The sequence below is a fragment of the Pseudomonadota bacterium genome, from assembly GCA_026388315.1.
Taxonomy (GTDB): Bacteria; Desulfobacterota; Syntrophorhabdia; order Syntrophorhabdales; family Syntrophorhabdaceae; genus MWEV01.
In genome coordinates, this window is record JAPLKA010000037.1 from 76,062 (window position 1) to 99,823 (window position 23,762).

Sequence of the window (23,762 nt, forward strand, 5' to 3'; positions counted from 1 at the left end):
GTAAAATGGGAAAAGAAGGGTTTAAGGAGTTGAAGGTTTGGGAAAAAGCTAAAGATTTAGCTGTGGATATCTATAAACTTACGATGCAGGGGGAAATAAGTAAAGATTTTGGCTTACGTGACCAGATTCGACGCAGTGCGGTAAGCATCGCAAGTAACATTGCTGAGGGTGATGAACGAGATACGGATAAGGAGTCTGTCAGATTCTTTTACATTGCTAAAGGATCTCTTGCAGAACTGCAGACACAAATGCAGATTGCCTGTGAAATAGGATATTGCAGTATAAGTATTTACGATGGAATCGATTTGAAATGCATAGAATTGGGTAAAATGATCGGTAAGCTAATAAAAGCCCGTCAAGAGACGAGGATATAAACATGAACTTTATCCTTCCTATAGCCTATAGCCCATTGCCCCATGCCAGGTGAATAAATGAAAATTCCCATGCTCGATCTTAAACTCGAATACGAATACATGAAAGCTGATATTGATGCTGCCATTGCCCGTTGCCTTGAGCATCAGCATTGGATTCTTGGTCCTGAAGTAAAGGAATTTGAAGACAAAGTTTCAGATTATCTTGGTGTTAAATACTGCATAGGTACTTCATCGGGCACCGACGCTCTTGTCCTTGCCCTCCGCGCTCTAGCAATTAAAACGAAAGGCCAGGAATATTTTGACCGCTCCGATTTGATCATCACCACTCCATTTACTTTTACTGCCACTGGCGATGCTATCCTCCGCGCTGGCGCCACCCCCTTTTTCGTCGACATCGACCCCATCACCTATAACCTCGATCCAAATCAAATTAGAGAGTATTTAACTCAAAACTCAAAACTCAAAACTCAAAACTCCACCCACGTAGTGGGTGTCGTGCCGGTTCATTTATATGGTCAATCTTGCCAGGTGGATAAAATCATGAGTATCGCCAGCGAGCATAGCCTATTTGTTGTTGAAGACTGTGCCCAGGCGTTTGGGGCTGCCCGGGGAGGCAAGAGGCTCGGGGCAATAGGCGATGCAGGCGCTTTCAGTTTTTTTCCAAGTAAGAACCTCGGTGGGTTCGGTGATGCAGGGATGGTATCAACCAATGATGATGAACTTGCCGATCTTATCCGTATGCTCATCAAACATGGTGGTAAAGACAAATATAATGTTGACCACGTCGGCTACAATGCTCGTATGGATACCCTACAAGCAGCGGTCCTCCTTGCAAAGCTCCCCTACATAGATGAATTCAACTCCCGCCGCCAACGTATTGCTTCTATATATAATGAAGGTCTAAAGGACCTTCCCGGTCTTATCTTGCCCTTAGCCCTTAGCCATTTGCCACAGGCCGGGGTTGATTCACCCATAGCCCATAGCCCATCACCTGCTTTCGCTCATGTTTATCACCAATACACGCTCCGCGTCCTCAGCGGTTCTTCATCTCTTGCCCCTCGCCCATCGCCCCTTGCCAATAGTTTTTCATCCACCAACAGGGACACGCTCCAGCGCTACCTGAAAGACGCTGGCATCGATAGCATGGTTTACTACCCTGTGCCTTTACATAAGATGAAGGTTTTTGGCGGAAGATGCATGGTTTATGACGAATTAATGGAAGCCGAAAAAGGAGCGCAGGAGGTCTTGAGTTTGCCTATTGAACCCTTACAAAGCGAAGATGTTATTCTCCATATAGCGGAGACCACTAAAGAGTTTTTCATATAATATGCAACCATACAAGCTATGGACAAACAGTATTTAAAAGAAATAAATAGTTTTTAATTTTATAAAAAAATCTGCTCGCTATGAGCCATCAGCTATTTCTGCAAGCCTGACCCCGATGGTATCCCGTTTATATGGAATTATCCATAAAACATAGAAGGACTCAAATTTATAGGTTTATCTGTGTGGCTGCTTGCCTTTTTCTTAACTCAATATTTTTATTAAGTTGTTCCACAGCCAAAGGAGCAATTAATGAAAATGCTTTTGATGAGCAGAATCTTGTTATGAATGGAGATGTAGAGGTTTTTGATAAAGGGGAACCTATCGGTTGGAAATATAATTCAGCATTTCCTCTTCAGAATCAGGAAAATTGTTCGGTTGGTTCCCCCGGCTTTCAGAGCGACCATGCGCTGATTATGTCCCTGAGAGGGTTGAATGCTCAAGCCGGATGGAATGGACTCCTGCACAACATTAAACCCCATGCAAAATATGTCCTTTCCTTTTGGTACCGTCTTCCCGAGAAGGGCGAAATGGAGGTAAATGTTTTTGGGAAACGTCTATCTGTAACGAAGATGTTCAGATATAATCCAATGCACTGGCTTCGTTATTCAGCGATAGTTGATTCGGGTGATACTGTCGGGGATGCCAAAATTGTTTTTGTGCCACTAAAGGGAACCGGACCATTCATGTTCTGGGTAGATCAGGTTGAACTTTACGAAGGTGAATCTGCAATTGGTAAGAATTGTGCCCGTTTGGAGTACCAATATTATAATGTGGCATATGTTTCGCAGGATGTTGTATCACCGCTTCCTTTTGCCTTTGAATGGACTTTTGATGTTGACAAAAAGCCAGGAGAGATTCAATACGTTGTTGAGCTTCCATCTGAAGTGGAGCTTGTGAATGTTGCGCTGGGAAGGATGTGCAAGTGGCCCAAAGATGGATGGAAGGGAACGTGGACACGTCCGGATTACTCCAGTAAAGTGGAAACGCAACAAATAACCGTGAATGACAAACCATACATCAGAGTCATCGCTCATGTTCCGTATGTCAAAGGCGACGAGAAACAATTTACGAATTACGTTGTTCCCGTGGGTATTCGTGATTACTGGGGGGAGACTCCGGGACGTTATTCGGGAATGGTTTCCATGACTATGTATGTACGAGCCAGGGCGTCAAAAGGATCATTCCCATTTTACTATTATGCAAAGTGGGATAACGGTCAGGAAAAACTGAAAAAGCTTAACATGGAAATCACCGATATAAAAAAGGTGAAACAACCGGAGAAATTGCTGCTTATCTCGGATGTCCAGATGCAGGCAGGGGATAAAAACCCTGCGTTAGGAGAAGATTTCAGACATATCGGTCTTAACGGTATAGGCAACCTCGATATGCAAGGCGGCAATGAAACCCTCAAAGGGAAAATAGAAGCTTTACGAAAAAACGGGATGAAATACTTCAGCAACTGGATGAACATCGCTTCATATGGCGCTTCCGATGAAAAAGCAAAGGCTATGGACATAAACGGAAAAAGAACAGGTGAAGCTGGATGGTGCTTATCATACCGTGGACCTGACTGGACCAAAAAGATGGTGGAATATAAGAAGAAGCTGGGGACGGGGATCAATTTTTTTGCGTTTGATGATGCAAGCCCCGGTATGTGTTATTGTGATAAATGTAAGCACACCTTTGAGGAATTTTTTAGAAAGCATTCAAAGTTGCCGTACATTGACCCTGCAATATTTATGAAACAAGGCTGGGGAGGCAATGCAGAATACAAAATATTGTGGAATGACTTTGTTTTGTGGCACTATGGTAAAACCGCTCAGGATATGAAGGATGAGCTTGTTCAGCATGCAAAAAGAAAAAAGCTGAATGCTGATATTTTGTTTGGTGTGAGCTCGTGGCTTCCCTTTGATAAGGATTTCGCGGCAGAAACCATTAAAGCTTTTGATTTTGACATAAGGCAGACGTACATTAATTGGGCAGAATCCGGGTTTGGAGGTTCCCCAAAGCTCGTTGGGGATTCTCTCTACCATTCTCAAATGAAACTTGGAAATAATGCTTTACCTCTCGCCCCGACACTATCTCCCGGCCTGACCTACATGCATCCCGCATGTGCCCTTGACCCCTATAGCCAAATGAAATACCAGATTATGGAAGCGATGATGGCGCCGAAATTTGCGGGATACTATATATATGACGGGAAGGATATTGATCTCGGCGATATGAAATATATGGCAGAAGCAAACGCATTGATGGTTCGGTTTGAGAAAATCATAAGGAATGGGAAGGCGGAAAAGCCGATCGGGATCGACAGATGGTCCGGCGTTCGTATAAAAACATCAGGGGAAGAAGGATTGGTCCTTGTTTCCGATTACTCAACCTATGAGCCGGTGGGGAAAGGCATTTCGTTTTCTTCGCCAATATTATCAGGGCATACGTTAATTGATGTCGAAACAAATGAAACGATAAAGCCCATAAATGGCATATATAGCGTAAAAATAAGTGAAACCCGTGCCCGGTTATTCCATTTCGGCAAACCCTGATAGCAATGCACAAAGGTTACTATTTACCTCTTCAAACCGCAGATAATCTTTTATGTAACATGGATAAAGGCGGATAAGAGCGGATGTAAGATTTTGCATATATTTAGCTACCCGAAGGGTATGCTGTTTGGGCAGAATTTGTGATGTATCCATAATTCTGACCAAAATCGGTATGCTTTCATCCGTGTGTATCCGATGTTATCCCTGTTAAAAGAAGATTTTTCATTTACGTAAACAGCTATGCACAAAGATTATAAAGCCAATATTAAACATTATCTCGACCCGGAAAGTAGTGTGTTCCTCTTCTGGAAAGGCCGCGTTGCCTTGTATGCCATATTGCGAGCTCTCGGGATCAAAGAGGGCGATGAGGTTATACTGCCCGCGTTGACCTGTGTGGTTGTGCCTAATGCAATTATGTATATCGGCGCAAAACCCGTATATGTTGATGTTGATCCACGAACCTACAATATGGACCCCGCCAAGATTGAGGACAAGATTACTAAAAGAACAAAGGTAATCCTGGCCCAGAATACCTTTGGGCTTTCTTCCGACTTGGATGAAATCTGCGGTGTTGCACGGAAACATGGGCTCCGTGTTGTTGAGGACTGTGCGCACGGCTTTGGTGGTAACTATAAAGGCCGGCCAAACGGAACGATTGTAGATGCGGCATTCTTTTCCACCCAGTGGAATAAGCCATTTTCCACTGGGATTGGCGGTTTCGCGGTGACAAGGAATCCAGAGCTTTCCCTGAGGTTGTCTGAGCTGGAAAAACAGGCCGCCCTCCCCTCTTTTGCCGAGACATTAATGTTGAAAATGCAACTTATTGCAAAGGACTATTTCCTCAACCAGACAACATACTGGACTGCCATAACTACATACCGGTTTTTAAGCCGGCATAACGTTGTAGTTGGGTCTTCGCAAGGCGAGGAACTGAAAAGCCCCCGAATGCCGAAGGGGTTTCTAAAAGGCCTGTCTGCCATCCAGGCTGCCCGGGGCATAAAAGAACTCAAACGTTTTGACTCGAATCTCAACCACAGAAAAGCGATTGCACAGTTGTATAAAAACATCCTCGGGGACCTGGGTATCGAAGTACCGTTTGAGCCTGATTATGCGGAGCATATCTTTACAAAGTTTCCCCTTTTGGTGAAAGATCGGGAGAAGTTTCTCGCAGACGCGGGAAAAAGCAAGATCGAGATTGGAGACTGGTTTCTATCTCCTATCCACCCGGTTACAGATGATGTCCATCGCTGGCATTATCATTATGGCGAAAACCCCATTGCGGAAAAACTCAGTGCGCATCTTGTAAACCTGCACACGCATACAAAGATAGACAAGTATTATGTGGAAAAAATTGAGAGCTTTTTAAGAAGAAATCGGAATAATATCTTTGAATCCAGCGAACAATGCCTGAATTATTAGGAAAGTAGACTCATTAAAAAAATCTTTGTTTTAACAAGGATAAGAGCGGATAAATTCTGATAAATGATATAATAATTTTTGGTCAGAATTATGGATAAACCGCAAATTCTGCCCAAACAGCATACCCTGCGGGTAGCTGAATATATGCGAAGCATGAGTATGGAACAGGGATTGCCGGTTTATCACAATGCCTGTTCCAAGAAAAACACATCCGCTGTTATCAGATTTTATCCCTGTTACACAAAAGAATCTGTGTTTTATCAAAGATAATCGGAGGAGATGCTATGGTTAGTTGCAACGTGCCTTTTTATCGCCCGGAGATCTCTGATCTTGAGATACAGGAAGTTGTTTCTACACTCAAGTCAGGATGGTTGACCACAGGCCCGCGGGTTCAGCAGTTAGAGAAAGACTTTGCTAAAATGGTAAGGGCAACTCACACAGTGGCACTCAACTCGTGCACGGCTGCGCTCCATTTGGCCGTCGAAGCTCTTGGCCTTAAACGCGGCCAGGCTGTACTTGTGCCGACAATGACTTTTGCAGCAACAGCGGAAGTCGTTCGATATCAGGATGCCTTTCCGATCCTTGTTGATTGCGACAGCGCGACGCTCAACATAGACCTTGAGGATGCAGAGAGAAAGCTATTTGCAAGTTCAGAACTTGTGGACAAAAGATTTACCGAAGGCCTGAAAGTGGTGGGAATCATGCCGGTCCATGTGGGTGGGTTTATGGCAGATGTACAATCGTCAAAGGCTTTTGCTGCCAAACATTCTTTATGGATAGTTGAGGATGCTGCTCATGCGTTCCCCTCGGCCTGGAGGAGAAGCGAGACTGAAGTATGGCAGCACTGTGGAGAAGGTACTGCAGATGTTTCCTGCTTTTCCTTTTATGCAAACAAAACGATCACTACAGGGGAAGGGGGGATGGCTGTAACAGACGATGAAAAACTGGCTGAGCGGATCAGATTGCTCTCGCTGCATGGCCTGTCAAGGAATGCCTGGTCCCGCTATTCGACGGGAGGATGTTCGTGGGATTATAAAATAACAGCGCCAGGCTATAAATATAACATGACCGATATTGCTGCGGCTATCGGTATTCATCAACTCGCACGCGCAGAGGAGATGCACCAGCTCCGCGAAAAGATAGCATATCGATTCCTGGAAGCGTTTGCATCTGTGGATGAAATTGAGTTGCCCCCCTGTGATGTAAACAGGATTCACTCGTGGCATCTCTTTCCAATAAAGCTTCGTCTCGAAAGACTCAAGATTGATCGAAACACTTTCATCAACCACCTCAACAGCCGGGGTATCGGCTGTTCCGTTCACTGGAGACCGCTCCATCTCCATCCATACTATCAAGAAAGTTTCGGCTGGAAGCCGGAAGATTGTCCTGTGGCAACAAAAGTGTGGGAACGCCTCATCAGTTTACCCATTTTCTCTGATATGCGTGAAGAAGAAATTGACCATGTAATTTCCGTGGTTAGTGAATTATGCCGGGAACATGCAAAAATCATGTAACCTTTTTTTCCACAGACAAAGGCGGACAACTGCGGACAAGAGATTATGCTTTTTGCCCCGCCGACATTGGCGGGCCAAAACTCTCAGCCCTGACGGGCACGAGATAATGTAAAGCGATGGATATAAACGAGATTACATATATTATTAATGGTGCAGTATTTGAGGTGAACAGGGTTCTGGGCCCTGGTTATTGAACTTCATAAATTGGGTATTTCTGTTGAAGCTCAGGTTCCTGTTAAGGTCTACTACAAAGGCAATATAATCGGTGATTACATAGCAGATATCCTTATCGAAGAGAAAGTGATCATTGAACTTAAAACAGTAGAAAAAATTGATAAAATCCATGAAGCTCAGTTCATAAATTATTTAAAAGCAACAGTTACCAGTAGGACTACTTGTCAACTTCAAGCATCCGAAAGCTGAGATTAAAAGGATAGTATTTACCTTGCCCGAAGGGCATGGGGGTTCCCTGCCGGCAAGGTCGCCGGCCGGGAAAGCATAAAACGTCCAGCTTTCGTCCACTCTTGTCGAGCGAAGCGGGCGGCAAAAAACAGTCAGTAATGCAAGGACGGAACGTTTATGAAAGAAAATCAAAGAGGCCTGCCACGATTCATTGAGGTGCCATCTGCGCTCGTTGGTCTTATCGCACTGTCTCCTCTTTTATGTTTTGGCGCTCTACTGGTTGCCTTATCTTCACCTGGCCCGATCCTCTTTCGACAGGTAAGGATTGGTCTTCATGGCAGAAAGTTCATGCTGTACAAGTTTCGAACCATGAAAGTAGCCGAATCTACATTGCAGATAACGGCGAAGGATGATGACAGGATCACCCGGCTTGGACGATTCCTCAGAAAGACAAAGATTGATGAGTTTCCCGGACTGTGGAATATCGTAAAAGGTGATATGTCTGTAGTCGGGCCTAGGCCGGAAGTCGAAAACTATGTGGATCTTAATGACCAGATCTGGAGGCAAATCCTTGCTGTTCGCCCTGGAATCACCTTTCCTATCACTCTGTTCCTGAGAGATGAGGAAGAACTGCTTGCGCAGGTGAAAGGCGACAGAGAGGAATTTTACCTGAAAACCCTGCTGCCTCTCAAGTTACAATGCTATGTGGAATATATCAGGAGTAGAAGCGCCTGGAGCGATACCAAGGTCATTCTACAAACCATTCTTGCCGTTATCTTCCCCCATAGATCCTTCGATTTGCTGCAACACACAAAATTTGGAGAAAACAAAATACTTTTCCGAAAAGACAAAAAAGGGGGAAACGCATTATCCATACCCTCCACAATCAAACGGCCTATTTTTTGGGTGATGGTAGGGGCTGATACGTTATTGAGTATCGGGGCTTACTATATCGCTTATTGTATTCGTTTTGAAGGGTTTCCTCCCGCAGAGTATTTCTATGTGTTTGCGGTAACCGTTGTCTGGATAGTGCTGATCAAACTTATCTTTTTGCTTTACTTCAAGCTATATAGTGGCATGTGGAGGTACACAGGCGTACATGATCTGCTCAACCTTCTCAGGGCGCTAAGTATTAGTTCCGGTGTTATTTTGCTCGGTATGCTTTCGTTGTATAGGTTCGGCAGGTTTTCAAGAGCAGTTTTTCTGATCGATTTTCTTCTTAGCATAATTTTCCTTGGAGGCTACAGATTGGGAATGAGGCTCATGATCCCACACCTTGCGGATAAAGAGCTGAGAAATGAGCCCGAGATGCAAAAATCTCCGCAAAAAAGACTTGTTATTATCGGTGCGGGGAATGCCGGAGAAAAACTTCTCAGAGAGATCAATGAAAACCCGAGACTCAACTACGAAGTGGTGGGGTTCGTGGATGACAATGTATCAAAAATCATGCTAACTATCCACGGAGTACCGGTACTCGGGTCCCTTAAGATGCTCCCCTCTGTTGTAAGAGATTTTCGGATCGATGAGATTATTATTGCGGTGCCATCAGCTTCTGCCAGAGAGATGCGGAAAATGGTCAGCTTCAGTAAGATTACCAATATGCCCTTCAAAACCATCCCGGGAATCGGGGAGTTTATTGAGGGCAAGGTGAGCGCAAGCGGAATAAGAGATGTTCGATATGAGGATCTTCTCGGCAGAGAACAAGTGGAAATCGACGCAAACGAAATTGGGCAGTATTTGACCGGAAAGAAGGTTGTGGTAACGGGTGCCGCCGGTTCCATTGGATCTGAGCTATGCAGGCAGATCGTAGCGTTTAAACCCTCGTCTCTGATCCTTGTGGATCGAAATGAGTCAGGTCTTTATGAGTTGGAAATGGAATTCAAGGCTAACTTTCCAAAACTCAACATATTGCCGGTCCTCACTGCAATACAGAACAAACCTGTGATGCAAAAAACATTCGATCAGCACCAAGTCCAGGTAGTTTTCCACGCTGCAGCATACAAACATATACCCATGATGGAAGAACATCCCTGGGAAGCTGTCTTCAACAACATCATTGGAACACAGGTGTTATTAGAATTATGTATCGAGAACAACGTAGAGAGATGCGTCGTCGTCTCCACAGACAAGGCTGTGAGGCCATCGAATGTCGTGGGCGCGACAAAGAGACTTACCGAACTCCTCACTCAAGCATATGCGAAGAAAAACCATAGTAGATTCATTGTGGTGCGGTTTGGCAACGTGATAGGGAGCGCAGGTAGCGTTGTCCCCTTATTCAGGAAACAGATTGCTCAGGGGGGGCCGGTCACTGTCACTCATAAGGATGCGACTCGTTACTTCATGACGATCCATGAAGCATGCAGGCTTATCCTTCAGACAGGGGCTATCGGGCACGGAGGAGAAATATTCGTCCTCAAGATGGGCATTCCCGTTCGGATCGATGACCTTGCCAGAGACATGATTACTCTTTCCGGATTTAAGCCTGACGAGGATATCTACATCGAGTATACCGGGCTCAGGCCGGGTGAAAAATTTCATGAGGAGTCGAGAGCGGATGGTGAAGACGTTGTCCCGACGCATCACGAGAAAATTATGGTCCTTTCATCAGAAAAAGAAGTTAGCATCGGAAAATTGACCAGGGACATTGATGTACTTGTGCAACTTGCTGTTAGATGTGATGGACCTACTATAAAGAAGCAATTGGGTCAAATGATCGAAGAGTACAACCGTGAAGTTACGAAAAGCACTATTGTCCCTTCACCGAGTGATGAGATGAAAATCAGGGATGACCAGATGGCCGCATCTGACAGACACAGCGCACGTATACTCGTGATAGACGACGAAAGAGAAATTGCCGACATGCTCGCCACATACCTTGATGCGGCTGGATACTCCACATGCACTGCATACAGTGGTACGGAAGGGCTTAGCGCAATAGTGAATGAACGGTTTGATGTCGTCATTACCGATCTCATGCTGTCTGATATGAGAGGCACGCAAATATTGGAAGCTGTAAAAAAGCAAAATAGAAAGACGGGCGTCATTATCATGACGGGATATACGACGATTGAATCAAATGCTGAAGCCATTCAAAAAGGCGCTCAAGATTTCATTTCCAAACCTTTAAGCTTTGCCGAGCTGGAAACCATCATCGAAAGGACCCTTAGGGAGGCAGAGAGGGTTTATGAATAGTTCAATATCTGCGCCCTTAGGCAAGTATTGGATAAATAGCTTATGTTCAAATTAACCGGATTCATAATAACAGCCTTTTTTCTCGTAACCATTATAGCGCCTGTATATGCCGGTGCTGAGACAATTACAGTTGGCATGTACGGGGTGCCGTCAATAAAGAGCGTAAAGCCTGATACATATCAGAATCAGCTTAAAAAGGCAGGTGTGAATGCTGTTTTTGTGCCTGATGATGAAGAAACGATACGGTGGTTCAAGGAGAAGGGCTATAAAGTCTTTATCTCAATGAATGTCTTTGGCGGGACAGGGCCGTGGAAAAAGTACCCGGATTCAAGGCCGGTGAAAGAAAACGGTGAATTATTGGAAGAAGGGCATGGAGGGTATGGCGGCATATGCCCAACCCATGAAGCATGGCGGAAAGAGAGTTTAGACCATATAGAAAGTGTGTTGAGGCGTTTCGGGGGCAGCGATGGCGTTGACGGGATATGGCTTGATTTCATTCGTTATCCTGGGATGTGGGAAGTGGTCAATCCGGATATCCCTGATACATGTTACTGCAAGAGATGCCTGAGTAAATTCTATGAAGACAGGGGTCAAGGGGTCAAGGGGTCAAGAAGGGGTCAAGGGGAGGGGCGGAATAATTTAGAATTTAGAATTGAGAATTTAGAATTTAATAAAACAAAAGATAGTCAATCACGAATAACGAATTACGAATTACCAATCACGAATTACCAATCACCCATCACCCATCACCCATCACCCATCACTAATTACGAATGGATGGTATGGAAAAAGAAGCAGATCGCTTCATTTGTGATAGAGGCTAAGCGGATCATAGAGCGCTATTCAAAAGATAGGCCCATTAAACTGGGCCTTTTTATTGTTCCATGGACGAAAGGTGAAAGGCAGAACGATATATCTTTTAAGATTGCCCAGGACGCATTTGAACTATCAAAACATGTGGATGTCATATCTCCCATGGTATACCACAAAATGTGCGGGCAGGATGAATCGTGGGTCAGGAGGATGACAGAGTATTACAAAGAGACTGTATCGTGCGAGGTGTGGCCGATTGTTCAGTCACACGATTGTGAGCAGGGCGAATTTGCGAATGTGGTCAGATATGCCGGAGGGGCAGGGGCTGATGGTGTGCTTGTGCTGTCGTTCGGTGGTATGAAACCGGATTTGTGGAACGGTTTGAAGGCATTTAAAAAACCGAAAAATCTCTTCCCGGATATCTCACGCAAAGGTGACACTACTAAACACAGTTCACAGTTCACAGTTCACAGTTCACAGCAAGGGGAAGGGGAAGAAGATGTTCACAGTTCACAGTTCACAGTTCACAGCCCAGCGCCCAATCACTCAATCACTCAATCACTCAATCACTCATCGTCTATCACCCAGCGCCCAATCACTCAATCACTCTTATTACTAAAGACATTTGAGCACTACTATGTGAGGGATGAGTTTACGAGAAAGTCTATAGATGCTGTTGAAATAACGGCTGACTATGGCAGGGAGGGGAAGTGGGAAGTTGCACTGCCAAAGTGCAGGCCGGGGCAGGAGTATCTTTTTACAGGCTTGTTTTACAGGGATACATTTGAAAACGGAGTGTATGCACATGTAAGCATATGGGAGCAGAAGTTCCACATCAATGAACATTTATGGGCAGGCACCTTTCAGCCTATCCGTGTTTACGTGACCTGCCCCGACATATTAAAGGATTCAACATTTAAATTCATTAACAACAATCCAGGAACAACATTTTATATGGCGAAGCCGAAACTGTCAAAGACTGTTCACGGTTCACAGTTCACAGTTCACAGTTCATCACCTATAGCCTATAGCCCATTGCCTATAGCCGATCACCTATCACCCATCACCCAGAACCCAATAAACTCTGCAAACTCAATAAACTCCACAAACTCTACCTTCTTCCCCATCGGCGTTTATGGTGCGAATCTGAATAACCTGGAAGAGATAAAGAAAATCGGTATAAACACGGTTATTGTTGGTGGCAAAGGCGAAGAATTGAGAAAACTCATTCAGGAATGTCGGAGACTTGATTTAAAATACATTCTTTCTGTTCCACATGACCCGGATGAATTGCATGTATATCTGAATGAGGTAATCGGAGCGGAGAGCGGAGAGCGGAGAGCGGAGAGCAACCAAATCACTCAATTACTTAATCACTTAATCACCCATCAGCCATCACCCGTTAGCCATGAGCAAAGAACTATGGGCCATCTTGGATTCTATGTGAATGATGAGCCGGAGATTGTTTCGTTCCCCATGAATAAAGCTCATGACATCCAGAGATTGATAAAAGACCGGTTTCCGGAGGCTGCAACGTATATGGCCGTTGTCCGTCCACAGAAGGTCCGCGACTATGCATCGGCAAGTGATTTTTTTATGATGGACCAATACCCCGTGCCATCAATGCCGATGGTATGGCTTTCAGATTCAATGGATGAGGCTGCAGCAATTGTCGGGAGTGAAAGGATTGTATCCGTGATACAGGCATTCGGCGGGGGAGAAGAGGCTAAACACGGCTGGCCAAGGTTACCAACAAGACAGGAAATGGAATGCCTGACATTTTTATCCATTGTCCATGGAGGCAGAGGGGTATTTTTCTTTACATTTTCGGAGATTGGCAAAACAGAAGAAGGAAAGAACGATATTGCACATGTGGTGGGACGACTGAACAAACTGGGTTCATGGCTCACCATAGAGAATATCATAAAAACAGCGGCCAAGGGGCCAAAAGCTGTTCATAGTTCACAGTTGGCAGCTCACAGTTCATCAGCTATAAGCTATGAGCCAAGTGCCATGAGCCAGGATCAGGAGGCTGGGGTCGAGGTTGGTATGCTCTCACCATATGGAATGGATCAAAAGGGCAGACCGGCAATTCATGCCGCAATAAAGAAAAAGGGTAACCAGTGGCTGCTTGTAGCTGTGAATGTGATTGGTACAAGTGTGGAAGCGCTGATACATACAAATATGGAAAAAATCAAAGCTGCAAGAGAAATCTTCAGTGATATGCAATATGGTGTTATTAGTGGCGCCATCCAGGCCCGTTTTAAACCGTACGAAGTAAAAGTTTTCTTAGTAGAAAAGACAAGCGAATATGTGAATAAGTAATTGAGTAATTGAGTGAATAAAAGCAAATATAATTCTGTGAGATATTATCAAAAAAGTTGAGAGCTGAAAGCTAATGGTTAATTGCTATATTTCAGAGTGGATTGATAAAATTATCCAGTACGGTATTCTGGCCGTGTGGGTTTTTCTCCCCCTTGCCTTTGGCTCTGTACATGTATGGGCCTATGTGTCGGCGGAGATTGCTGTATGGGTGCTGGTGGGATTGTCAGCTATCGGCTCAATGGTAAGAGCGCAGAGCGCAGGGCGCAGGGCGCAGGGCGCAAAAAGTATACACACGCAGCGCGAAAGTGAATATTTCACCTTTCACCTTTCACCTTTCACCTTTCGCAATTTCTTCACCTGTCCTTTGCATATCTTCATGTTCATCGGGCTTGTGCTTGTGTTTATGCAAATCGTCCCCTTACCTTTACAGAAAATAAAGTTGCTTTCCCCGGAGGCCTTTGCATCCTATAAACGGGTATTTGATATTATAGGCGGAAATATCCCTGAATGGATTCCATTGAGTCTGTTTCCCTATGCCACAAGGGTTGAGTGGTTTAAACTCCTCGCGTGTGTTGCCCTTTTTGAACTTGTCTTCTACAAGGTTACCGAAAGAAAAGATTTGCAGAGGCTCATCCTGGTCTGGGTTGTGATGGGAATATTTCAGAGTTTTTACGGCCTGCTGCAATCGATTGACGCCGTTAAGGGTATCTGGTGGTGGAAAGACACTTTTGCTCAGGATCAATCAATTGGTACGTTTATCTATCGTAACCATTTCGGGACATATATGGCGATGCTGGTCCCGCTCTTTATCGGATTATTCTTCAGTGAAATAAACGGCGCCAGTCGTAAACTACGGCAAATACGCGAGGATATATCAAGGGATCAATTAATTAAAACCTTGAGCGATATTTTGACAAAGACCATTCTTACAGGCCTTGTTGTTGTTTTTGTTGTAGTTGGTTTTGTTCTTAGCGGTTCACGCGGCGGAATCATGGCATGTGCATCTGCATTTATCATTACCTCCGTGTTTTTGTGTTTCAGAAAAGATACAAGACGGTATGGTTTTGCCCTTTTGATCCTCTTCGGAATGGTTGTTGCTTACAACCTCTATCTCACATTCGACCGAACTGTGGAGCGATTTTCATCTTCATCATCGGATGTGCAGGGCAGGATTGAATTTACAAAACATGCATGGGAGATGTCGGAGAAGTTTCCGATAACCGGCAGTGGCTGGGGTACATTTGAGGAGTTATACAGACGTTATAAGCCGCCAACATCATGGAACAAAGCAGTTGACCATGCCCATAACGACTGGGTGGAGTTGCTTACAGAGACTGGGTGGGGAGGACCGGCCATTGCGCTCATAGCGTTCATTGTGTTCATCGTCATTGTTTTTAAGAAATGGATGGAACAGGCGAACAGGCATTCACGGTGGTCAAAATGGGTAGGGTTCGGTTGTATAGTGGGTGTTATAACCCCGCTTATCCATGCAACGGGCGACTTTGTATTACGCTGCCCGGCGGTTACTATGACATGGTTCGGGTTGATGGCAGTGACGTGGAATGTCGTTCATCTGAGAGAAGCTGTTCAAGGTTCAAGGTTCAAGGTTCAAGGTTCAAAGCAGGGAGCAGAAGCAGCGCATGGCGTAGAGCGCATGGCGCATGGCGCAACCACCAATCACTCAGTTAGTCAATCACTTAATCACTCTTCACCCATCACTCAATTACTCAATCACTCGATTACCATTATCTTGCTCATCGTGTTTGTAGCGTTTTATGCCTGGTGGGGATGGTCGGTCATGAAGCATGGGATTGCACAGGCGTATGTGCCGACTGAAATAAATTCAACAATAAAAACCGAAAGGGTAATGGCAATTGACAAATTGCTGTATGCATTAAATATGGAACCGGATAATGCAGAGTTATGGTTCAGGCTTGCAGAGGCTACTTCGATATTGCCGGACAAAACAGAACTTGACATGATAGATGGATGGGTAAAAAAGAAAAAGATAGACATACATGGCGACAGGAATAACCTTGCCCTTTATGCAAATGCATTTCTCAGAGAGGCAATCACGAGGAATCCAACCAATCCGAAGCCTTTTGCCTATTTCGGTTGGATATATGGCTATTACGGAAGGTATGATTTTGCAGAAAGAGCTTTGTCCATGTCGATCTATTTAGACCCTTACAATCCGGAGTGGTATTATCTGACAGGACTAATTGAGTATAACATGGGACTTACAGACATTGCGAAAACATTCTTCAAAATGGCAACAGAGATTGATCCGGAGTATAAGCGGAAAACAGTAATTGAGCAAGTAAGTGAGTGAATGTCATTCAACCCATAGGTTGGCAAATAACCAGAATCAGAGCAACAGCGAGGACAGTGATTATAGTCCCCCGCTCCCACTGGTGGAGTTTTACAGTATGCTTCCAGCCACAGTTACTGCAGTGGAATACCCTTCTCCCAAAATACTTTAGAAACCATTCTTTAAAGCCCACCCAATTCTCATTGATTGCCAGTATTCATATATCTATTCCTGCTTTGCCCATCTTAATTTTCACCATCGTTCTTGAAATATTCATAATAAATCTCACCAAGGGTATCGTGGAACCCCCAACCTATACCGTCAGTTTCTTCTACAATCTTCTCACAGCGTGTCATAAATCGTTCCTGAAGGCCGAGTTCAATAATATCCATCAATGCATCATCAAACATGTTTTCCATTTTCTCGTAAAATTCAGCATCAATATCGCCATAACTGTTAGTGAAGGCAACCCCAATCTCGACATAGAAAATCATCAGATCGAGGACCTGTTCATAGGGCACTTTCAGTTTCCTGAAATCAGATATGGCCTTTTCTGCTTTCGATAACCGGCACTTTCCAAACCCTCTGGTCGGAAAGAATTCATCATTTATCAGCTTCCGGTATTTTTCATATATCTCTAAAGTGCTCTCAGGGGTGAATTTCACCTGTAGATATTCCTGGACATCTTTGAAGGTTTTGTTCAGATCGAGGATTATTTCAATGAGTGCAGCTTCCGGTAAACCTTTCAAATGTTGCTTCAATGCGTTGATTTTCATCTGGTTCTCCTGTTGGCGGCCATATATGTCTCACTTTTCCAGGTCTTGCAGATTTATCCCTTTATCGTACATCCACATGATACAAGCCTCTTACCACAAAGGGCACATTGTTCCATATAACAGTCTTTATGATGGATTGCTCCGGGAACAACATGACATACCGAACACCTTTCTTTTTCATCTTCTGAATAAGGGGTTCGTGATAATACTGCATGATTCTCGTATTCGATATAACCGTTAAAACAGGTTGTTGTTTTCAGGTCTTCTGTATCTTTACTACAATGTTTACATATGGGCATAGGGATTGTTCCTTGAGATATTTATCGGCAAGATTTGTTTACCTTACTGTAACGGTTTCAAAATAGCAAGACAGTTATTGTATATAGAAAAGATGTTTCTGAAAATGACAGTTCTATTTCTGTTTCTGGCCGGTGTATCCTGAAAAAGTTGGTTCCCTTCATGAAAATATACATATGAAATTATGCTAACTATACTATTAGTTAGTGGCAAAATCCATTAATTCCACATGGGTTTCATTATATTCTGCTCTGTTCTTCTGCGCCAGTTGCCGTTTCTGGTGAGAGGACTTTATTGCTCCAGTTGTTTCATATCCTGGTGAAGTTGTAATAGAAAGAGGAGAAATACCCGTCTCCATTCAAAAACAGGGAGAAAAACCGGGATATTAAAATTTTTATTGAATTATTACCGCAAAAACTTGATAGGGCTTTGTTCATATCAGTATTGATTATCGGCATAGACAAGATTTATATGTCGCAAAGTAAAAAATGCTCAATCCTTCTTTTTCTTTTATGTAAAAAATGGGGAAAGGAGATTTATATACCCCCCCTTCCAGTGATAGGGAGTGGGGGATTTTTTTACCAGCAAAACATACACTGAGTTTGGAGAAGATATCAAAAGCCCTGGTATCGGTTCCGGCCTGTGTAAGCGTGAGCAACTCCTCATAGTCGTTCAGAAGGGCCTCGTCCGATCTGTCGAATAGAGAAAGGCAGCATTGCGTGCTCACGCTTACCCGCTCGTTACTCACCCTGTCAGGATTGATTCGAGAAAGATCAAGCTGATCAAGGCCGAAAAAGGCGGAAACCTCGTTCATTAACCCTTGCAGATACTTTAGCTCCCACTCTTTTTCGAAACCGCTCAGATAGATATGGCGGGGCGGCAGGTCTATTCTCCATTCCTTTTTTATCTCTTCGGCATATTTCTGGCTCAAATACTGTATTGCCTTCGTATTAATAAGCAACACGGGATCGAACTCACAGGAAAATGAGCTTTCCGCCAGCTCGACGCTGACAGAAATGTAGAAGAGAGGGTAGGCAGTTCTGTCATATGTGATGTCCAGCAGGTAGAGGGGAGATAGAAATCCTGTTTGTTCCATTACAAGCTTGTTCTTCCACAGTTCATACAACTCATCATGAAAACCGGGGAGTTGATACTATGGCGGAGAAGTGGCATTATCTTTTTCCCCGCGGGCATCTTGTGTAATCCTGTTGCCGTCATGTTCAGAAAAGGCGTCCTGAAAAGCACGGCCAAAGCCGATTCGTTTCACTTTTTTAAAGGGGTTCTTATGAAAACCGTCGGCGAGCAAGGCCAATGCTTTACGGTTAAGGTCAGGGTATCTGGACAGGTCGATACCTGTGAGCAGTCTATCGGTGTTGCGCAGCAGGATTTTTCTTGCCGGTAAACGCTTGTCTTTGAAATCGGTTTCGAGGAATTCCATATAGTACCGGCACAGTTCTGACAGAAAATGTTTTGGATCAAATGTCGGTTCATTCGTGGGTATCTCCTTTTATTTTTAGTTGATGAAAAGACAAAAAAAGTGGGAATTTTATACCCGAGAATAATCCGTGTATGTAATATATATAGATGTGCACAAACTCGCACAAAACTGGATTCAAAAAAGTACAAGCTCTTCCCCCCTGGCCAAACGGTCCGCCTGACGGAGTAATTTGTCAAGGGCATAATTACTGTCCCTGTGGTGATTGATAATGGACTGCAACACGGCATCTATCCATGGAACACCATAGCCCGCAAAACAATCCTTGACCACCCCGGCCCCGATAATGGGGTGGTCAGCCGAGGAATAACTGTCCAGACTACCGAAGACATGAATCTTGCCCAAATCATGAGCTAAGCCTGCCGTTATATACATATCGATAAGGTCGAAATGGCTTTCGGGGTATTCTGCTGTCCTTAATGCAACTATGATCCTGGCGACACGGCGACTGTGGTCTTTGAGGGAGACCCTCGTCAGGACATCCCACTGCGATGTCCTGACGAATGAAGCCCGTCCGTTTGTGCGGACAGATGAACAGTCGCCATACTGTTCAAGGATGTTTATCAGTTTATGGACACCGGCCAGTGCATTCGCTAACACATATTCTCCTTTGTATGGGTCTACAAACTCTGCATATAAACTGCGGACTGGATTATTAACAACCTGCTCCGGCTTCCTTGGTGTAACTATGACCGGAGGAACACCGGGAGCAGGAGGTCTGGTTTCCGGGTGAGGTTCATTTATTGTGTTGCGGGAGCAAAGACCGTCCTGATGATTCTTAGCTTTTTTGAATATGTTTCGGATGATGCCAAGCATGTACGTTAAGTTTCCTGATTAGATTTGTTTTTGTACACAGTGCTTACACGTTCAATCAGGCGCAGATACCCCTTTTTCTTCTTCTCGAACTCGGAAGGCAGGCCGAAGGACTCGATTTTGAGCGGCATGAGGTAAGCCGACCTGTTCGGGAAATCCTTTCTGAAAAACGTGATCTCATAGTTTCTCCCGAAGTATCCGTCAGGAATATCGCCGACTATTAAGCCTCTTTCTTTGAGCATATGTGCTATTTTGACGAGCACTGTTCTCCGATCAGAGGAACGGAAGAGATTGATGTCAAAAACCTTTCGCTTCTCGGCAATTTTCCTGGCTGCGCTGATAAGAAAATCTGGCGTTGCATAAAGAATGCTGCCAGAAGTGAACGCTCCAAGTTTTCCTTCCCGGTATTCGTTGGTGTCGCAACTGATGATGTTCATATACCCGTAAACGTCGAACCATGCTTTCATCTCCGGGTAGCTGCGGGTACCAGCAATGGTTGCCATCTCCTGCTCCCTCGCCATCCCGTCGGCTTGTTTAAGTATCTTACCGAGACTGCTCCCGGGGGATTCATGATGCATGGATACGTCATCATACATGGAGTCCCAATTCATTCCTTTAGTTTCAATGAGGACCCTTAAAATGGATGAACTTGACCCTGGATGGTCGATCCTCGCGAATCTACCGCGTGCCCCGTAGATCTTGGAGATGTCTGAGGCCAGGACCATAATAATCATAATGACTGCGGTCGACGTGCTCCAGAGAATTGGTTCTGATTTTAACAGTTTTAGGCCTATATCAAGGACGCGAAAGGTGTGCGCAATGAGGTTCACCTGTTGCAAGGCGTCTTTGACAAGCATATAATCCGAAGCCTCGCGGTCATATTTGCGATTGTTCAGGACAGATGGACATTTGCCATATAATGCAAGAGCATCGAACAAAGCATATGCCACATTATAAAGACCCATCATTATCATTTCCTTCCTGAAAACAGCAATGTGCCTATTCCAATATTTGCCAGCTTCAGGATTTAGTGATGATGTGCCTATCATTTTGTCCACATATGATGGATCGTCTCTGATCTGAGAAAGTTTGAACTTGTTAGGATTTGCGTAACACGCTGCCCTTTCTGCCAGTGCGAGAGTTTGTCTGACTGCTTTAATTTCCGGTTGGGCCATATTTGCTTTTTCAATGATGAGACTTCCTCTTTTCACTCTCATCCTGATCCGGTTTTTTACTTTCCGGGCCAAATTGAGCAGAAATCGAGTATTTTTTGAACGAATGTCGAATATTTTTCTGCACTCGGATACCACACGTGATGGTGTGAGCGCTGGATTGTTCGCGAACCTGGCAATGATCCACTTTTCTATTTCATTTTTATATCCGCCATAACCGCTTTTTACGGTCTTTGGATCGATCCCGGTTGTGCCATAGAGGTGACACATACACTCGTCGACAATTCTTTCCAGTAATTCTCTATTATCTTTTGTGCTTGTGATTATGTCTTTGACAAGAGACAACTTGTCTTCATCAGATTTTGAGGAATAAATTGACAATGGTGATTGGTTATCGGTATCGCTTTTCACTGGGCTAACTATGATATTCTGGAAAGATTGTTGAATCGTTTTTCAAAATGCAGAAACTATCGTATTCTTTAATGGCCGAAGGGGTTACACCTTGGATCCAATTGATTAAGGGAAGATGAGTATTTAAAATGCCAAATATTCAGTTCATACAGTACATGATAAAGCTATTAAATAGAGACCTTTGCAAAATCATAAAAATGCAGTCATACCGGTGAAAACCGGTATCCAGAACATATTGAATTTACTAAATGTTGCTTGCGCAAGTGAAGACGCCTGCTTTCGCAGAGCCTGCCCCTGTGAAAACGGGGGATGACAAAAAAGGACAATCAGGGCACTTTTGCAAAAGGTCTTGTCTTTTAAAATGTAGCAAATTTGTAGCAGAATACATTGGAAAGTGTTGCATTTTATGGACTACATCGGAAAACATGTAAACGTGATTACTTAATAATATCGAGTATATTCAGACCGGAAGCCCTGTTTGTAAAACCTCTAAAGTCAGATTTTGAGTCCGGCGCGTCTGCCTGTTCCACCACTTCGGCATGTCTTCTCTTATTTACCATATTGCTTTGTAGGTTTAAATAAAAAAGATGTGAGTTGATTAGAGGTCGGTCAATTTAACTATTGCATGAAAATCCTTGATACGCTCAAAGAACTTATAATCTGCTGTTACAAAGGCCTTGTTCAGTTTCATTGAGATCGCAAGGAAACTTGCATCATACACTGTAACATTATATTTGAATGCAATTTCGATTGCATTATGTAAAATTTCTTTTTCAACTCCGACTGTATCGAATCCCATATCGTATAGACTTTGTAAAGCATCTTTGACGTCTGATTCTGTAAAATGAGGGTTGTACCGCAGGGCATTAGAAACTTCGCAAAACAAAAGATCGGGCACTGTGATGATGCATAAACCCTCCTGTATGCTATTTCTCAAAGATAGCGCCTTATCAAGGTCATCCTCATCGTATTTGCTAAACCACTTTATCACTACGGATGTGTCTAAAACATATGAATTCAATTAAATCACTTCTCTCCATTTTCGTATTTCAGTGACGCCATCCCATTTTCCTGACTTTTCTCTGAGCCTGTCCTGGGTTTTAATTGCCATGCGGATACGGTCTCTTTTCTTTTTCTCTTCCATTGTATGCTGATACTCTTCGATATAGTATTGTATTGCCTCTCTCAGCAACCTGCTTCTGCTTGTTTTTTCTTCTCTTGCAATATTGTCGAGCGTTTGAACCATATCATCGGGAAACATGGTGTTAATTCTTATCATAATAATATACCTCCAGCATGCACATAAATTGTATGTATACTATGGTACTATAGTTTATATGTCAAGGGTATTCTTAGTTACATATATAATAGTTATTCACAATAGCCGGTTTGGCAAATGGACATAAAAAAAAGGGAGGCGGAGGCCTCCCTTTTTGATACTGGTTTGTAGGATCTTAGAAGAAGTAGTATGCGCCGATCCTTACATTGTCAACTTTGCCTTGTGAGTCGAGATTGCCGGCAGCAACTGCGCCGTTTGCTGCATCAGCACCATATCCGCCGTAACCGGTCATGTAATGTGAATATTCAAGACCGAGCCTTATTGCAGGGTTTACATCCCACATTACGTTTACAAGGTACATCTGGTTGGTCTTGACTATGGCGTTATTGCCAAGGGTATTGTCTTTTGGATAATTGGGCACATTGTTTGAACGGGTCGAGTATATACCATTTACAGAAACTGCATCTGTGAAATAATATGTCAGACCGCCCCAACCACCGTATGTTACGGGTGTAAATATGTTTCTTGTGCCGTTTGCTGTGGCGCCTGTCTGATAAGGTACACCGTTCAAGGTCAAATAAACGGAACCGGTGTTCACCTGGCCATAGAAGGCAGCGCCTGTTACTGCAAATGCGCCGGCCTTATTTCCCTTCTTCTCGGGAATAATTGGTATGAAACCTTTTAATGCCATCATCCATGAGTTTACTTTCTCATCAGTCCATTTTGTCGCGGTTGTGTCTACGGTTGTGTCTAACCAAGTGACTTTTTCCTGGCCGTAGAAACCGCCGAAGGCTAACTGAGTGTTCCAGGGGCCGATCTTACCGCAACTGTCGGTCTGCCACTTAAATTCGCCCATGTAGTGGGGCATAAGCGACCGTGCGTTGTCGTTCTGAGCCGAACCGGCTGCTGTTGCGGCATTGGTTGTGTTATATTCGGAATAGATACCGATGAAGCCCGAAAAGTTCTTGTTCCATTTGTGTGTCCACCTGACCTGAGGCTGCCTTGCACCCTTGCCGACATCGGTAAGCTCGTTAAAACCAAGGGTAGGGCCGGAAAAGATCATGCCCCATTCGTTCCATGTCTGGCCGATGATCAACTGGTCCTGTGCCCAGTCAAATGTCATAAATGCATGACGTAATTCAAATACACCTGCGGTAACGCCGATACTTGCGCCCCTGAAGTCACCTTCGATGAATGCGCCTGTCTTTGCGCCCCATGCGTCAGGGCCCTTGACGAGCATGTTCAGCCTTGTCTCACCGGAATAGAAATACGTGTTACCGTATTCGTTAATCCTGTTCTG

Annotated in this window: 18 protein-coding genes; 9 read left to right on the forward strand and 9 right to left on the reverse strand. The window is 44.2% G+C overall.

Annotated features, from left to right (window positions below; genetic code table 11):
* The first annotated feature begins 5 nt into the window (after nt 1-5).
* The 9 genes from NTX75_03945 to NTX75_03985 all read left to right on the forward strand — a co-directional run bounded on the left by NTX75_03945 (nt 6) and on the right by NTX75_03985 (nt 16,240).
* The gene (locus tag NTX75_03945) at nt 6-374 is read left to right on the forward strand and encodes a four helix bundle protein (protein MCX5815380.1); all 369 of its coding nucleotides are present in this window, start codon (nt 6-8) and stop codon (nt 372-374) included.
* Between the two features lie 57 nt (nt 375-431).
* The gene (locus NTX75_03950) at nt 432-1,700 is read left to right on the forward strand and encodes a DegT/DnrJ/EryC1/StrS family aminotransferase (protein MCX5815381.1); all 1,269 of its coding nucleotides are present in this window, start codon (nt 432-434) and stop codon (nt 1,698-1,700) included.
* 281 nt (nt 1,701-1,981) lie between these two features.
* On the forward strand, nt 1,982-4,243 hold the full coding sequence (locus tag NTX75_03955) for a hypothetical protein (protein ID MCX5815382.1): 2,262 nt from the start codon (nt 1,982-1,984) through the stop codon (nt 4,241-4,243).
* 240 nt (nt 4,244-4,483) lie between these two features.
* Nucleotides 4,484-5,662 (forward strand): aminotransferase class I/II-fold pyridoxal phosphate-dependent enzyme, encoded by a 1,179-nt coding sequence (locus tag NTX75_03960; protein ID MCX5815383.1) that lies wholly within the window; start codon nt 4,484-4,486, stop codon nt 5,660-5,662.
* Between the two features lie 284 nt (nt 5,663-5,946).
* Complete coding sequence (locus NTX75_03965) at nt 5,947-7,176, forward strand: DegT/DnrJ/EryC1/StrS family aminotransferase (protein ID MCX5815384.1); 1,230 nt, start codon at nt 5,947-5,949, stop codon at nt 7,174-7,176.
* A 204-nt stretch (nt 7,177-7,380) separates the two neighbouring features.
* Entirely contained in the window at nt 7,381-7,599 is a 219-nt protein-coding gene (locus NTX75_03970) for a GxxExxY protein (protein MCX5815385.1), read from the forward strand.
* A gap of 156 nt (nt 7,600-7,755) precedes the next feature.
* On the forward strand, nt 7,756-10,770 hold the full coding sequence (locus tag NTX75_03975; protein ID MCX5815386.1) for a polysaccharide biosynthesis protein: 3,015 nt from the start codon (nt 7,756-7,758) through the stop codon (nt 10,768-10,770).
* Between the two features lie 42 nt (nt 10,771-10,812).
* Nucleotides 10,813-13,908: a beta-galactosidase gene (locus tag NTX75_03980; protein MCX5815387.1), complete on the forward strand. Its 3,096-nt coding sequence runs from the start codon at nt 10,813-10,815 to the stop codon at nt 13,906-13,908.
* 73 nt (nt 13,909-13,981) lie between these two features.
* Nucleotides 13,982-16,240, forward strand: a complete 2,259-nt coding sequence (locus NTX75_03985) for an O-antigen ligase family protein (GenBank protein MCX5815388.1) — start codon at nt 13,982-13,984, stop codon at nt 16,238-16,240.
* 224 nt (nt 16,241-16,464) lie between these two features.
* Here the strand turns inward: NTX75_03985 and NTX75_03990 are convergent, their stop codons facing one another.
* The 9 genes from NTX75_03990 to NTX75_04030 form a co-directional block, all read right to left on the reverse strand.
* The gene (locus NTX75_03990) at nt 16,465-16,995 is read right to left on the reverse strand and encodes a DUF6155 family protein (protein MCX5815389.1); all 531 of its coding nucleotides are present in this window, start codon (nt 16,993-16,995) and stop codon (nt 16,465-16,467) included.
* A gap of 745 nt (nt 16,996-17,740) precedes the next feature.
* Nucleotides 17,741-18,388: a hypothetical protein gene (locus NTX75_03995; protein ID MCX5815390.1), complete on the reverse strand. Its 648-nt coding sequence runs from the start codon at nt 18,386-18,388 to the stop codon at nt 17,741-17,743.
* 57 nt (nt 18,389-18,445) lie between these two features.
* Nucleotides 18,446-18,730: a hypothetical protein gene (locus NTX75_04000; GenBank protein ID MCX5815391.1), complete on the reverse strand. Its 285-nt coding sequence runs from the start codon at nt 18,728-18,730 to the stop codon at nt 18,446-18,448.
* A gap of 174 nt (nt 18,731-18,904) precedes the next feature.
* On the reverse strand, nt 18,905-19,603 hold the full coding sequence (locus NTX75_04005; protein ID MCX5815392.1) for an HD domain-containing protein: 699 nt from the start codon (nt 19,601-19,603) through the stop codon (nt 18,905-18,907).
* A gap of 5 nt (nt 19,604-19,608) precedes the next feature.
* A complete protein-coding gene (locus NTX75_04010) occupies nt 19,609-21,183 on the reverse strand; it encodes a hypothetical protein (protein ID MCX5815393.1) in 1,575 nt (524 codons plus the stop codon).
* A gap of 437 nt (nt 21,184-21,620) precedes the next feature.
* Nucleotides 21,621-21,743, reverse strand: coding sequence for a hypothetical protein (locus NTX75_04015; GenBank protein MCX5815394.1), 123 nt, complete (start codon nt 21,741-21,743; stop codon nt 21,621-21,623).
* Nucleotides 21,744-21,781: 38 nt separating this feature from the next.
* Nucleotides 21,782-22,204, reverse strand: a complete 423-nt coding sequence (locus NTX75_04020; GenBank protein ID MCX5815395.1) for a type II toxin-antitoxin system VapC family toxin — start codon at nt 22,202-22,204, stop codon at nt 21,782-21,784.
* The gene (locus NTX75_04025) at nt 22,205-22,462 is read right to left on the reverse strand and encodes a ribbon-helix-helix protein, CopG family (protein MCX5815396.1); all 258 of its coding nucleotides are present in this window, start codon (nt 22,460-22,462) and stop codon (nt 22,205-22,207) included.
* A 175-nt stretch (nt 22,463-22,637) separates the two neighbouring features.
* The coding region (locus NTX75_04030; protein ID MCX5815397.1) for a hypothetical protein at nt 22,638-23,762 on the reverse strand (1,125 nt) is incomplete at its 5' end.

Coding starts and splice junctions, on each gene's coding strand:
- NTX75_03945 (MCX5815380.1), top strand. CDS start 6: ATGGGAAAAGAAGGGTTTAAGGAGTTGAAGGTTTGGGAAAAAGCTAAA.
- NTX75_03950 (MCX5815381.1), top strand. CDS start 432: ATGAAAATTCCCATGCTCGATCTTAAACTCGAATACGAATACATGAAA.
- NTX75_03955 (MCX5815382.1), top strand. CDS start 1,982: ATGAATGGAGATGTAGAGGTTTTTGATAAAGGGGAACCTATCGGTTGG.
- NTX75_03960 (MCX5815383.1), top strand. CDS start 4,484: ATGCACAAAGATTATAAAGCCAATATTAAACATTATCTCGACCCGGAA.
- NTX75_03965 (MCX5815384.1), top strand. CDS start 5,947: ATGGTTAGTTGCAACGTGCCTTTTTATCGCCCGGAGATCTCTGATCTT.
- NTX75_03975 (MCX5815386.1), top strand. CDS start 7,756: ATGAAAGAAAATCAAAGAGGCCTGCCACGATTCATTGAGGTGCCATCT.
- NTX75_03980 (MCX5815387.1), top strand. CDS start 10,813: ATGTTCAAATTAACCGGATTCATAATAACAGCCTTTTTTCTCGTAACC.
- NTX75_03985 (MCX5815388.1), top strand. CDS start 13,982: ATGGTTAATTGCTATATTTCAGAGTGGATTGATAAAATTATCCAGTAC.
- NTX75_03990 (MCX5815389.1), bottom strand. CDS start 16,995: ATGAAAATCAACGCATTGAAGCAACATTTGAAAGGTTTACCGGAAGCT.
- NTX75_03995 (MCX5815390.1), bottom strand. CDS start 18,388: ATGGAACAAACAGGATTTCTATCTCCCCTCTACCTGCTGGACATCACA.
- NTX75_04000 (MCX5815391.1), bottom strand. CDS start 18,730: ATGGAATTCCTCGAAACCGATTTCAAAGACAAGCGTTTACCGGCAAGA.
- NTX75_04005 (MCX5815392.1), bottom strand. CDS start 19,603: ATGCTTGGCATCATCCGAAACATATTCAAAAAAGCTAAGAATCATCAG.
- NTX75_04015 (MCX5815394.1), bottom strand. CDS start 21,743: ATGGTAAATAAGAGAAGACATGCCGAAGTGGTGGAACAGGCAGACGCG.
- NTX75_04025 (MCX5815396.1), bottom strand. CDS start 22,462: ATGATAAGAATTAACACCATGTTTCCCGATGATATGGTTCAAACGCTC.